Source organism: Candidatus Pseudothioglobus sp. Uisw_050_01 (genome assembly GCF_048085775.1).
Lineage (GTDB): Bacteria > Pseudomonadota > Gammaproteobacteria > PS1 > Pseudothioglobaceae > Pseudothioglobus.
In genome coordinates this window covers 467,497-481,025 of sequence record NZ_CP159804.1, presented here as the reverse complement: position 1 = coordinate 481,025, position 13,529 = coordinate 467,497, and the positions used below count along the sequence as shown (strand labels likewise).

Here is a 13,529-nt window from a genome sequence, read left to right as displayed (position 1 = left end):
CTTACTTTTGATTTGTAATAACAGCGTATGCAGAGTGATTGTGAATTGACTCAAAGTTTTCTGACTCTAAAGAGTAGTAATTAATTTTATCATCTGCATTTAATTCTACAGCGATATCTCTGACTATATCTTCGACAAACGCAGGATTTTCATAAGCCCTCTCAGTAACAACTTTTTCATCATCACGCTTAAGTATCGCATAAAGCTCGCTTGATGCTTTTTGCTCTGCTAAATCAATTAAATCTTCTAGGAAAACAACTGATCCCTCAGAAGGTTTTGCTTCGATAGTTATGTGCGATCTTTGATTATGAGCACCATATTCTGAAATACTCTTAGAGCATGGGCACAAGCTAGTTACTGGAACTACAACTTTCACAGACATGTCTGCCTTACCATCAACGATATTACCAATTAATGTTGCTTGATAATCAAGCAAACTTTGAACGCCAGAAGATGGAGCTGATTTGTTTCGAAAAAATGGAAAATCCACTACGATGCGAGCACTTGTTGAATCAAGCTTTTCAGCAACTGTTTGAACAAGATCCATAAAACTTTCCACACTAAAGCTGCATTCATTAGCATTTAAGATTTCAATAAATCTAGACATATGAGTTCCCTTTACATTCTCTGGAAGCCTCACTGTCATAGTAAAATTGGCAACTGATGGTTGCACCACTTGTGCTTTATTAACAAAGCTAATCGGATGCAGAATATCTTTAATTCCAACTTGGTTAATAACAATATTACGAAGATCTTTAATATTTTGAGTATCAGGTAGTAGTGATTTTTTCATAATTAATTATTCCGAATAAGTAACTGCAGATCTGGGCGTTTCCCAAATAATAACTTCTTTAACCTTGACATCTTTATTGGGAATTAACAAGGCAATTTCATCAAAAAAATATTTAGCAATATTTTCAGCAGTAGGGTTTAGAACATCAAAAGGCTTAATCTCATTTAAATATTGGTGATCCAGCCTTTTAACCACCAACTTCGTTTGTTTTTTAATTTCACGAAAATCTATTGCAATACCAGAATCATCAAGAACTTGTGAACATACAGAAACTTCCACTTGCCAGTTATGGCCATGAAGTCTTGCACAATCACCAGGATAATCTCTGAGTGAATGGGCGGATGCAAAGTCTGTAACAATTTTTAGGACGAACATATTCGGAAAAATTGATAAAAAAAATACGGATTATACCTATTTGATTGTAAATTACCAACTTCATGAACTATGAAATTAACCCGGTAGATACTAAGTGTAAAGCATTTTGAGCTATATTGAATTCTAACTAATCTACAGCTTCAATGCTATCAACTTTTTTGAAAACGCCTGGAAGAATTAAACCTTTGCGTGCACGATGACTTACAAAATTAACTAACTCTTCAAAAGAGTATTTTTTATGTTTCTTTCCATATTGAACTTTTAATTTTTGATTATCTTTAATAGCACAAACGCCAATAACAAATTCTTCTCGATCAATGAAGTCCTTATTTGCAATCTGAATAAGCTTATTACCCTTTCCTTTTGAAAGATGTGGCAATTCAGATATTGGAAATATCAATAATCTAGCTCTATTAGTAGCTACTGCAACATAATGATTATCAACATCTTCAACTATAGCAAGCCTATTTGCTCTTGCTTGTTTTGATAATGTAATCAGATGTTTGCCAGATTTAGTTTTTGAATTTAAATTACCCAAGGTTGATACAAAACCATAGCCAGCGTCTGACGACAGAATTACAGCTTGCTCATCTTTTCCCATAACTACATCTATAAATTCAGCGCCTAATGGAGGTGTTAATTTTCCAGTTAGAGGCTCTCCCTGACCCCTAGCACTAGGAAGGCTGTTGGCCATTATAGAATATGACCTTCCCGTAGAGTCAATAAAAAATGCCATTTGATTACTTCTACCTTTGGCATCTTTTAAGTATGTATCTCCTGACTTGTAGTTAAGTGAAGAGGAATCAATTTCATGACCTTTAGCTGCTTTAACCCAGCCTTTTTCACTTAGAACGACAGTAACATTTTCAGCTGGAATCATGTCTTGGTCATTAAATGCCTGAGCAGAAGAGACATCAGAAATAATTTGACAGCGTCTTTTATCTCCAAACTCCTCAAGGATTACTCTTAGTTCTTTTTTTATATAAGTCTTTAGCCTTGTTTCACTTGAAAGCAAAAGTTCAATTGACTTTCGCTCTTTTCCAAGCTCATCTGCTTCACTTTTAATTTTAACTTCTTCAAGTTTAGCTAGGTGACGTAACTTTAATTCTAATATTGCTTCGGCCTGTATTTCACTGATTTTGAATTGCTCAATTAAAACAGGCTTGGGTTTTTCTTCACGGCGAATTATTGCAATAACCTCATCAATATTAAGATAAGCTATCAGTAAGCCATCAAGAATATGCAGCCGATCTAAAATTTTATCCAACCGAGATTGGAGTCTATTAACAACAACCTGCATTCTAAATTCTAGCCACTCTTTAAGTAAAGGAATCAATGGCTTCACTTGAGGCTTACCATTTAAACCAATAACATTCATATTGACTCGATAGTTTTTCTCAAGATCTGTAGTTGCAAATAAATGAAGCATTAATTGCTCACAATCGACTCTATTAGACCTTGGAACAATTACTAATCGAGTTGGGTTTTCATGATCTGACTCATCGCGAAGATCCTCAACCAATGGAAGTTTTTTATTGCGCATCTGAGCTGCAATTTGAGTGATAACCTTAGCTCCTGATGTCTGGTAGGGAAGAGACTCAATAACAATTTCTCCATCCTCTTTAATATAGCCAGCCCTCATTTTGACTGAGCCATTTCCAGTTTCATACATTTGGCGGAGGTCTTCTTTTGAGCTAACAATATAAGCATCCGTTGGATAGTCAGGAGCTGGAATAATCTGCATAAGCTCATCAAGCTCAGTTGAAGGTTTTTCTAGCAGCTGGATACACGCAGCTATAACCTCCAAAAGATTGTGTGGTGGAACATCCGTTGCCATACCAACTGCAATTCCAGAAGTTCCATTAAGCAGCAAATTTGGCACCTGCGCAGGAAGTTGAAGGGGCTCTTGAATCGTTCCATCAAAATTATCAGTCCAGCTAACTGTGCCTTTATTAATTTCAGCAAGAAGTAAATCTGCATAAGGCGATAATTTAGACTCGGTATAACGCATCGCTGCAAAAGACTTAGGGTCGTCAGGAGCTCCCCAGTTGCCCTGACCATCAATAAATGGATAGCGATAGGAAAAAGGCTGCGCCATTAAAACCATGGCTTCATAGCAGGCACTATCACCATGAGGATGAAATTTACCTAAGACGTCTCCAACAGTTCTGGCAGATTTTTTAAATTTTGCAGTCGATTTCAGTCCGAGCTCACTCATCGCATAAATGATTCTTCTTTGGACTGGCTTTAAACCATCTCCAATAAAGGGTAGCGCACGATCGAGTATGACATACATTGAGTAATCAAGATAAGCGCGTTCACTATATTCTCCAACGCTTTGTCGCTCAATGCCGTTTTGGCTCATTCTTTCCTTAGTTTATATTTTGAAAATTTAACTCAAAAAGAGTTAGAGTCGGCGTTATTTTAATTCAACTCTGAACCCATTTAAGATTAATTATTTATCTTCCTTAAAAGGTCTAACCTGGAGGCCAATTCAACTGACGTCCACCCAAACAATGAAGGTGTATATGAAATACACTTTGACAGCCATCACCATTACAATTCATAACAAGTCTATAACCACTTTCAGAAAATCCACGCTCTTTAGCAATCATAACTGCAGTAGTATTTAGTTTGCCAAGCAGAGCCTCATCAGTCGCATCATTCGGTGTAGAAATATGTTCTTTCGGTATTACTAAAAAATGCTCAGGAGCTTGCGCATTTACATCCTTAAAAGCCAACACTGTGTCATCTTCATAAAGTTTTTCAGAGGGTATATCGCCCTTAATAATTGAGCAAAAAATACAATTTTTCATAGTTCAGTTTTTTATATCTTTCAAATTCTATTATTAAAGATACACTAGAAGAACATATAATTAATGATTAATAATTAATAAGGTCAGGCTATATGCTCTCCACTAAAACTCTAGACACACTCTTTAGAACAGCACGCAGTCATAAGGGATGGTTAAATAAAGACATTACCAATGATCAAATTCATCAAATCTATGATTTACTAAAATTTGCACCAACCTCTGGCAATTGCTGTCCTGCAAGATTTACATTTATTAGAAGTACTGAAGCAAAAAATAGAATCAAGCCGTCATTGGATGAGGGAAATATTGACAAAACTATGCAAGCTCCTTCTGTAGTAATCATTAGCTATGACACTAAATTTTATGAAGCACTACCAACTCTATCTCCACATAATGATGCTAAATCTTTTTATGAAGGTAAAGATAAAATAATAAAAAATACTGCGGAATTTAACTCAGCGCTCCAAGGCGCATACTTTATTATTGCAGCTCGCTCTATAGGTCTAGATTGCTGCCCAATGCTTGGATTTAACAAGGAGATACTAAATCAGGAATTCTTCCCGGATAATAAGAATAAAGCTATTTTTATTTGTGGAATTGGTTATGGAGATGAGTCAAAATTACGCCCCCGAGCACCACGACTAGATTTCGAGGAAGCTTGTAACATTATATAAACAATAACTCAAAATAATAGTTAAAAAAAATTGTTACCAGTATTTAGGGTAACTTCTATTTTTAGATAAGTTGTTATAAAGAAGTGCTACCATTACGATTAATACAGAGCCTATCAGAGTTGGCATCCATAAATAATCCCAATTAGCACCAAGCAAAAAAACAATAAATGGGTTTGAACCTGCCGGTGGGTGAGGGATCCTTAGAAACTGCATTAACGCAATAGCAAGAGCCAAAGCTAAAGCCATACTCCACCAATCAGAACTAACAAGATGGTAGAAAATAAGCCCCGCAAGAGTTGTAACAAAGTGACCAGCAATGACATTTCGAGGCTGCGCAAATGGAGAATCAGGAAGCACAAATAAAACAAAGATTGATGCACCAAATGAGCCCATAATAATTGGCTCGTTAGTGAAATATGCTAAGAATCCAATGACGCATGCTGCTAGGAAAGCACCTAAAGAAATAAAACCCATTTCTTTAAATGATGGCCTAGGTGGGATTTTTGCTGGTGAGCCTTTAAGTTTAGTGAGATAAGACATAACTTCATCCATAGCAAAAAAATAAGAATTATATATTAAATTATTAACCCTACCTTTGAATCAAGAAATTTCCACACTCTTTCTAGTAAAGTATTTTTGTAATATTAGACCTGAACAAATAAGAATAACTCCAATAATAGTTGAAGCTAAGATATCGTCTTTTAATACAAAATGAAGAATTAATAGAGATAAAAAAGGGGTTATAAAGACAAGACTTGCAACCCTTGAAACAGTTGTTGAGATTTTTAAAGCTGACTGCCAAAGAACTACGGAAATCCCCATCTCAAAGAGTCCTATATATACGGAGCCAATGACACCCTTTACTGAGGGGATAACAAATGAATCACTGAAGTAAGTAATTATCAAAATATAGGGCAAACTAAATAAAAAAATTAAAAATAAACTCACTACAGAGTCATTTGAATTTTTGGTGTTGAAAAGCCAAAATAAAGACCATATAACAGTCGTAATTAGAATGTAAACAACCCCCAAAGAATTCTCAAATTGCATTGAAAATACATCACCTTTTGTAGCAATAACAACAACTCCAACATAACAAACAATAATTGACAAGAAGGATTTAATATCAATCTTTTGCTTAAGAATTGGAATGGATAAAATAACAATCATGATTGGCCAACTAAAGTTGATCACCATGGCCTCCTGTGCAGGCAAAATATCATAACCTTTAAAAAGAATTATGTAATAAAGGCATGGGTTTAAAAGTCCAAGAAAAGCGCATTGCACTAGAGCACGCTTTGAGAAACTCTTAATTAAACCAATCTTACCTTGAATAAGGGTAATAACAAAAAGCACTTTTACTGAAAATAGTGTTGAATAAAAAACCAACTGAATAGGTTCTAAATGTTCTAAGGCAAGCTTAAAAGCAGTAGCAACAGTAGACCAGAAAAAAATAGCAATGCCTGCAAAAAGGTACGCTTTATTTTGATTTGAAAAACCTAAAAACATATTATTTTATTTGGTTACTTGGTACAAGCATAATTGACAAGTTACGCCCTCTTGAGTGTTGTACTTTGATGTATAGCGCTCAACCTGCTGCCACAACTTAGAGAGCTCTAATTCTTTGATAATTTTTTCATAAGGCGATGCTTCCCACTCTTGCTTTCGAACTGTAAAGCTTATGTATCCATCATTTTTTGTGATTCTTATCATTTCATTAAGCGCTTCAGGCCCGACATGACCGCATGTAAAAGTACCCGCACACACGATAGCATCAAAAGAGTTATCTTCAAACTCTATCTTTTGGGTTAAATCACATAAACTTAGAGACTCATAAACATTTTTTTTGAGCGCTCTATTAAGCATTTCCTTTGAAAAATCCACACCAACTATATTTTTATATTCCTTGCTATAAAGAATATCACCTACCAGTCCAGTACCGCAACCTGCATCCAATATCTTGGCCTCCTTATCCTTTAAGTGCCTAAGCAGAGCCTCAGTTGTAACTAGATGACCAACGTAACCAGCTAATTGAATAACGTCACTCTCGTATTCATCCCAATTTTTATAAAGCTCCCCTAATTCATCTTGATTTGACACATGCAGTGTCTTAAAAATTGTAGGAATCATATTTTTAGTATTCTTCATAAAACTTTCCGCATAAGAGACTTCAGTAAGCATTCTTGAGTGAGCTATTTGCCCTTTATAAGAGCGTAACTATACATAACAAGTCCCGCCCAAACGCCAATAAATCCAAGCAATTGATTGAAATTAACAGGCTCATCATACAACACATAACCAACTAAAAATTGTAACGTAGGAGTAATTAAGAATAATATACCTACGGTTGTCATTGGGAGTAATTTTGTGCCTGCAGTGAATAATGCTAACGGAACAACAGTAACAATCCCTGCCAAAATTAATAAAATATCTGTTGATACGTTTATATTAAAAATAGCTAAATCATAATTTGCATAAAACCATAAGCTAAATATAAAAATAAATGGCAAAAGAAGCAATGTCTCAATATATAGCCCTGGAACTGCTGAAGTAAACATTGCCTTTCTTGCAATTCCATACGAAGAGAAAGTAAGTCCGATGAGAAGACCAAGCCAAGGGAAGGAGTCACCACTAAAAACATAATATAGCGCACCTATTGTTGCAAAAAATACTGCCCACTGCTTAAGTCTAGAAATTCTTTCGTGAAAAAAAATATAGCCACCAATCATGTTTATTACAGGAGCTAAGAAATAGCCCATAGATGCCTCAACTACTCGTTCTAAATTTACAGCAAGAATGTATCCTCCCCAATTAATGGTGATGAGGATAGCAGTTAAAAATAAGAAAAATAATTCTTTTTTAGAAGATATTGCTTCTTTAAAGTTTGCCTGCCATGATGGCTTGAAGTAGACAAGAGCAAATAGAATAGGAATTGACCAGAAGATCCTGTGAAGAAGAACTTCAGAAGGATTAACATGATTCAGTAATGCCCAATAAAGAGGGAACGCTCCCCAAATCAGATAGCCTGAAAGGACAAGCAGGATACCTTTATTCATAAAACAGAAACTTACGTTAGAAAAACGCCTATTGTAGACTAAATAATCTAATGTTATTTTTATTAATGCTTATAGTAATCTTTTTCAAAACTAGTACTACTTAGAGAGTCATTCTCACTAGTTTTTTCATTAATTTCATTTAAGTTTTCATTAATTCTAAATAGAATTACCACCATTTCACAGGCTACTCGAGAGGCTAAAGAACCTCCAATTACCCAGACTAGGCCACGCCAGAAATCGCCCTCAAGGAATATATCTCCAAGCCCTTTTGTTATAAAGGCAAATAACAGTATCCAATAGAAAAGCGTTATAAGCTTAGGAGTAACCATCTCATCTAGATAAAACATGTAATGGTTATCAAGCTTATCCACTGAAAGTTTAAAAGCTTTTTTTATACCTTCTAAGATCTCATTATTATTCATTTTGATTACCCTTATTTTTCTTCAATCTAAGTTAATATAATACCAGTCTAAGAAAATGTTGTAAATTCATAAATAAATAGAAATTTTAAAAATAAAAAAAGCCCATCATAAGACGGGCTTTTTTAGTCAAAATTTAAAGCTTATTACTTGTGGATTTTTACGTTAGTAAATGCACCACCAATAACTTCACGCTCTGCATATGAGCCATTAGCTGTTCCACCTGCATCTAATTCAACACCAGTAGCACCAACATAGTCAACAACAACGCCGCCTGAAATCATTTTCAAGCAAGTTGCTAATTCACCAGCTTGACACTGGAAACCTGGACCGTTAGCAATATTCAATACTTGTGCTTGAATAGCTGCTCTGTCTGTTGAACCTGCAGCCTGTGAAGCAAGAATAATCAATGCCATAGCATCATAAGATTCACCTGCATATGCACCAGAACCATCAACACCACCAGCAGAAGCTACTGCTGTCCAGATATCAACTAAATCTGCATCTGGAGATGCAATTGTGCCCCAAGAACCATCTCCAACCGCACCTGAAGTTAATTCACTGATCATACCGTCACCAAATACATAGTCAGAAAATGCACCAGTATCTTCAGAAGCAGCAATAATTCCTCTACCACCAGTATCAGCATAACCTAATACAGCTAAAGTAGCTGAGCCACCTGCAGACAATGCAGCAACATCAGCTGAATAGTCAGCCTTGTCGTCGTCATGTCCAGCCATAACTGTCACTGTTCCGCCCATAGCTTCATAAGCAGTTACGAATGCATCAGCCAAACCTTTACCATAGTCACTGTTTGAGTGAGTTACAGCCATATCAGTTTGTCCTCTTGACATTGCAATACTTGCAAGTACTGGACCCTGTCTAGCATCTGAAGGAGCAGTTCTAAAGAACCATCCACCGTCTTCTAGAGTTGTTAAAGCAGGTGAAGTAGCTGATGGTGAAATTGAAACAATACCATTAGGTACAAGCACGTTGGTTATAACTGCACCAGTATTACCTGAACAGTTAGGACCCATAATAGCCATAACATTATCATCATTAATCATTTTTTCTGCTTGAGCAATCGCAACGGCTGGATCGATACATACTGAATCGCCCTGCACAACATTGATTGTTCCTTGGAGGTAGTTACCAGAAGCATTAGCCTCAGTTACTGCTAAGTTTGCACCACCAGACATCGCGCCAATCATTGATTCAAGCGGTCCAGTAAATCCTTGTAGCTCTCCTATAGTTACATCAGCATGTGATACTGATGCCATCGTAGCTGATAATACAAATCCAGCTGTTGTTTTTAAATAACCTTTCATTTCGTCTCCTAAAATATAAAAAAGAGTCCCTACACCTAATAAAGTATTAAAGCGTATTTCTTATGGGAATCCCCTTAATGATAAACAGTTTCCTGTAGTTTGTGTTAAAAATATTATAAAAAAAAATGAACTAAACCTTTCTAGAATAGTTCATTTCAGCCCAATTTAAAGAGCATATTACAGTTCTTTATTTTTCTCTGGAAGAATTCCGCCAGGAGAAAATCTCATAATCAAGAGCATTATGCTGCCCATAAAGATAAGTCTTAGATAGTGGACTCGATCTTCTATAAATTCTAGTGATGTATTTCCTTCTTGAACATAATTACCAAGCATTTCAACCACCCAAAGACCTATAGGGCCAGACTGAATCCAAATAAACCACATAATAAAAGCCCCTAGAACCGACCCTAGATTATTACCTGACCCTCCAACAATAACCATCACCCAAATTAAAAAAGTAAATCGAAGGGGCTGATATGCAGTAGGAATAAATATCCCATCATAAGTCACTAATAATGCACCAGCGACACCGACAATTGCTGATCCAATAACAAAAATTTGTAGATGTTGACGCGTAATATTCTTACCCATCGCAGAGGCTGCTACTTCATTATCCCTTATTGCCCTTACTTTTCTACCCCATGGAGAATTTAAAGCAAGATTAGAAAAAATAATAAAGGCGACTAAAATTACAAGAAATAAACCTGAATAACTTAGCTTTACAAATACGACTGATGCCTCTCGAACATAGTCACCTAGCTTATCAATTTGCTCTGATTGAGACAAAAACTGCAACTCTGACTTATGAATCCAAGCAACAATATTTTGAAGCCATTCTGATTTTTGCATATCAACTTCGTAAGGAACAGGTCTTTGAAGTCCATAAACATTTTTAAGTCCCCGTACAAACCAGTCTTCATTTTTGATGACATAAATAATAATTTCAGAAATTCCAAGAGTTGCTATCGCAAGATAATCAGATCTTAAGCTTAAGGTAATTTTTCCAATCCACCATGCCGCTGCAGCTGCAGCTAAGCCACCCACTATCCAAGAGAGCATTATAGGAAGTCCAAAACCGCCTAAATAGCCTGTAATTGCAGGATCTACTTTTTCAATTAATTTTGAAGCCTCAGAGAAATAAAATCTTGTAAAGAGATAGCCAATAACTACGATTAGAGATATTAACCATTTATTGATCCCCCTTCTGTTTAATAAAACTCCTGCGGCAATCGTTGCAGCTCCTAGAGCCAAAGCAAGAAGCATCTTTATACCGCCAGCATCTATCGCCTCAGTTACAGGTTGCTGAGAAATTAAAACAACACTAACGCCTCCCAAGGCGGCAAACCCCATAATTCCAACATTAAATAATCCAGCATAACCCCATTGGATATTTACACCTAAGGCCATAATAGCTGAAATCAAAGACATGTTAATAATGCCTATTACAAGTGCCCATGACTGATTAAAACCAACAAATAAAAGTACAAAACCCATAAGGGAGAAAGTAATAATTGCTCTATACGATTGCCAAATATTATTTAGATTATTCATCAACTATCACCTTACCTTTAAATAACCCAGTAGGCTTTATTAAAAGAACAATAACCAAAATAACAAAGGATATTGCATATTTATACTCAGTACCAATAAGCTGAACCAAAGACGAAGGATGCATCGATAGTGGTAATAAATATATTAAAAACTTTTTGTAGGCATAAGTAAGGAGTATTTCAGAAAATGCTACTAAGAAAGCACCTGCAATAGCCCCAATTGGAGAGCCAATACCGCCAACAATGACAGAGGCAAAAATTGGTAAGAGTAATAAATGATATTGTTGAGGTGCGAAGCCTTTATCTAATCCATAAAGGGCGCCAGCAATTGTAGTAAGAGCTGCAACTATTAACCAAGTTATTTGAACCATCTTATCTGGATCAATACCAGAAAGAAGTGCTAGTTCTTTATTGTCAGAATAAGCTCTCATAGCCTTACCCGTTTTAGTTTTTTGTAAAAAGTAAAATACAAAAGCCACTAATAAAAAAGCGATGGTAATAGTTAAAAATTGAGATGTTTTAAAAGCAATTCCTTGTTCAAGGCCGGTATAAGCCTTAAACTCTCTAACAGAAAAAATAAACCTCTCACCATCTTCAAATTTTTGCGCAGTCGCGCCTAATACGAACCTGACTATTCCGCCAGTAACAAACATAACTCCTATTGAGGACATTACGATCGTAATTGATTTTGCTTTTATTTTTCGATAGTGCCGATAAATCAGTCTATCCATTGTAAGCAAGTACATTGAGGTAAAAACTATAGCTATAGGGATTACTAATAGAGCAGTGGGAATTCCTGAAATTGTCCACCCTCTACTAATCATAAAACCAGTAAGTAATATAACAATCATGGTCCCAAACGCCATACTATCGCCTTGAGCAAAATTAGAAAACCTCAATACTGAATAAACTAAAGTTACAGCTAGTGCTCCCAATGCTAATTGTGAGCCATAAGATAATGCAGGAAGAATTACAAAATTAGTTAGTAAGGCAAATGCATTAATAATATCAATTGAGTCTGATGTCATCTAACCTCCTAAAAACTTTTTTCTAACTTCAGGGTTATTTATGAGCTCTTTACCAGTTCCAGTATGCTCATTACGTCCAGATACTAAAACGTAGCCCTTATCAGCTATATTAAGAGCTTGCTGTGCATTTTGCTCAACCATAAGAACAGCCATACCAGCATTTCTAACGTCCAAAATATTAGAAAAAATCTCATCCATCACTATTGGTGAGACACCTGCTGTTGGCTCGTCTAAAAGCATAATTGAAGGTTTCGTCATCATAGCCCTTCCAAATGCAACCTGTTGTCTTTGGCCTCCAGAAAGCTGCTCTGCAAGTTGTTTGCGTTTGTCATAGAGAATTGGAAAAAGCGCGTAGACCTCTTCAATTGTTTTATTGATGTCATCTTGTCTAATAAAACCACCCATCTGAAGATTTTCTTCAACTGTCATTGAAGGGAAAACATTTTTTGTTTGCGGAACAAATGCTAATCCATGGCTAATTCGGTCCTGAGTAGAAAGCATTGAAATATCTTTTCCATCTAGCGTTACTGAACCTGAAGTTGCCTCCAGCATCCCGAGCAATACTCTCATTACAGTAGATTTTCCTGCACCATTTGGGCCAACAATTACTGCAAGCTCGCCTTTTTCAACTTCAACAGAGCATTCATGGAGTATTGGAACTACTCCGTATGATGCAACTAAATTTTTACCTTCAAGATAAGCCATTAACTAGTAGCCTCGATCTTAATTCCTTTACCTAAATAAGCCTCAATAACTGCATCACTACTTTTAATTTCATCAGGGGTGCCGCTTGTCAAAATTCTACCTTCAGCTAAAACTACTACTGGATTACAAAGCCTTGAAATAAAATCCATATCGTGCTCAATCATGCAGAATGTATAGCCTCTTTCTGAATTAAGCCTTAGTATGGCATCACCAATCTGATTAAGGAGTGTTCGATTAACGCCTGCTCCAACTTCATCCAAAAGAACTACCTTGGCATCTACCATCATAGTTCGAGCCAACTCTAATAATTTTTTCTGACCTCCAGAGAGATTGCCTGCTCTCTCGTTTTTAAGGTGACTAATACTCAGGAAATCAATAACTTCTTCTGCTTTTTCTTGAAGCAACTTTTCTTCTTCTTGAATTTGTCTTCTCTTTAGCCAAGTATTCATCAAACTTTCACCTAACTGATTTGCAGGCACCATCATCAAATTTTCTAATACACTTAGAGTTGGAAACTCATGGGCTATTTGAAATGTTCTTAAGAGTCCTTTATGAAAAAGTTGGTGTGACGTTAGCTCTGTAACATCTTCACCATCTAATATGATTTCGCCTTCTGTTGGCTGATAAAGTCCAGCGATAAGGTTAAACATTGTAGTTTTTCCTGCACCATTAGGACCAACTAAGCCTGTAATAGAACCCTTATCAATATGCAGGTCAACACCGTCAACAGCCTTGATTCCGCCAAAATGTTTTGATAAATTTTTAACTGTAATCATTATTAAAGT

15 protein-coding genes are annotated in these 13,529 nt (G+C 36.0%); 1 reads left to right on the top strand and 14 read right to left on the bottom strand.

Annotated features, from left to right (window positions below; genetic code table 11):
- Position 1: 1 nt before the first annotated feature.
- The 4 genes from folE2 to ABXT51_RS02395 all read right to left on the bottom strand — a co-directional run bounded on the left by folE2 (position 2) and on the right by ABXT51_RS02395 (position 3,984).
- A complete protein-coding gene (gene folE2, locus ABXT51_RS02410) occupies positions 2–793 on the bottom strand; it encodes a GTP cyclohydrolase FolE2 (RefSeq protein WP_416695983.1) in 792 nt (263 codons plus the stop codon).
- Positions 794–799: 6 nt separating this feature from the next.
- Entirely contained in the window at positions 800–1,168 is a 369-nt protein-coding gene (gene queD / locus ABXT51_RS02405; protein WP_416695982.1) for a 6-carboxytetrahydropterin synthase QueD, read from the bottom strand.
- Between the two features lie 127 nt (positions 1,169–1,295).
- On the bottom strand, positions 1,296–3,533 hold the full coding sequence (gene parC / locus ABXT51_RS02400) for a DNA topoisomerase IV subunit A (protein WP_416695981.1): 2,238 nt from the start codon (positions 3,531–3,533) through the stop codon (positions 1,296–1,298).
- Positions 3,534–3,645: 112 nt separating this feature from the next.
- Complete coding sequence (locus tag ABXT51_RS02395) at positions 3,646–3,984, bottom strand: histidine triad nucleotide-binding protein (RefSeq protein WP_416695980.1); 339 nt, start codon at positions 3,982–3,984, stop codon at positions 3,646–3,648.
- Positions 3,985–4,076: 92 nt separating this feature from the next.
- Between ABXT51_RS02395 and ABXT51_RS02390 the strand changes: the two genes are divergently transcribed.
- Complete coding sequence (locus ABXT51_RS02390; protein ID WP_416695979.1) at positions 4,077–4,658, top strand: malonic semialdehyde reductase; 582 nt, start codon at positions 4,077–4,079, stop codon at positions 4,656–4,658.
- 33 nt (positions 4,659–4,691) lie between these two features.
- Here the strand turns inward: ABXT51_RS02390 and ABXT51_RS02385 are convergent, their stop codons facing one another.
- The 10 genes from ABXT51_RS02385 to ABXT51_RS02340 all read right to left on the bottom strand — a co-directional run bounded on the left by ABXT51_RS02385 (position 4,692) and on the right by ABXT51_RS02340 (position 13,520).
- On the bottom strand, positions 4,692–5,198 hold the full coding sequence (locus ABXT51_RS02385; RefSeq protein ID WP_416695978.1) for an HPP family protein: 507 nt from the start codon (positions 5,196–5,198) through the stop codon (positions 4,692–4,694).
- 60 nt (positions 5,199–5,258) lie between these two features.
- On the bottom strand, positions 5,259–6,167 hold the full coding sequence (locus ABXT51_RS02380) for a DMT family transporter (RefSeq protein WP_416695977.1): 909 nt from the start codon (positions 6,165–6,167) through the stop codon (positions 5,259–5,261).
- Positions 6,168–6,173: 6 nt separating this feature from the next.
- Positions 6,174–6,806, bottom strand: a complete 633-nt coding sequence (locus tag ABXT51_RS02375; protein ID WP_416695976.1) for a class I SAM-dependent DNA methyltransferase — start codon at positions 6,804–6,806, stop codon at positions 6,174–6,176.
- 44 nt (positions 6,807–6,850) lie between these two features.
- Positions 6,851–7,714, bottom strand: a complete 864-nt coding sequence (rarD, locus tag ABXT51_RS02370; RefSeq protein WP_416695975.1) for an EamA family transporter RarD — start codon at positions 7,712–7,714, stop codon at positions 6,851–6,853.
- Between the two features lie 62 nt (positions 7,715–7,776).
- Complete coding sequence (locus ABXT51_RS02365; RefSeq protein WP_416678845.1) at positions 7,777–8,136, bottom strand: DUF4282 domain-containing protein; 360 nt, start codon at positions 8,134–8,136, stop codon at positions 7,777–7,779.
- 143 nt (positions 8,137–8,279) lie between these two features.
- On the bottom strand, positions 8,280–9,461 hold the full coding sequence (locus ABXT51_RS02360; protein WP_416678843.1) for an ABC transporter substrate-binding protein: 1,182 nt from the start codon (positions 9,459–9,461) through the stop codon (positions 8,280–8,282).
- A gap of 177 nt (positions 9,462–9,638) precedes the next feature.
- Positions 9,639–11,012, bottom strand: a complete 1,374-nt coding sequence (locus tag ABXT51_RS02355; RefSeq protein ID WP_416695974.1) for a branched-chain amino acid ABC transporter permease — start codon at positions 11,010–11,012, stop codon at positions 9,639–9,641.
- The gene (locus tag ABXT51_RS02350) at positions 11,005–12,039 is read right to left on the bottom strand and encodes a branched-chain amino acid ABC transporter permease (RefSeq protein ID WP_416687798.1); all 1,035 of its coding nucleotides are present in this window, start codon (positions 12,037–12,039) and stop codon (positions 11,005–11,007) included. Before ABXT51_RS02350 ends, ABXT51_RS02355 begins: the two co-directional genes overlap by 8 nt.
- A complete protein-coding gene (locus ABXT51_RS02345) occupies positions 12,040–12,744 on the bottom strand; it encodes an ABC transporter ATP-binding protein (RefSeq protein WP_271557194.1) in 705 nt (234 codons plus the stop codon). It abuts the gene before it with no gap.
- A complete protein-coding gene (locus ABXT51_RS02340) occupies positions 12,744–13,520 on the bottom strand; it encodes an ABC transporter ATP-binding protein (protein ID WP_416695973.1) in 777 nt (258 codons plus the stop codon). The genes ABXT51_RS02345 and ABXT51_RS02340 overlap by 1 nt, the downstream gene beginning before the upstream one ends.
- Positions 13,521–13,529 lie beyond the last annotated feature (9 nt).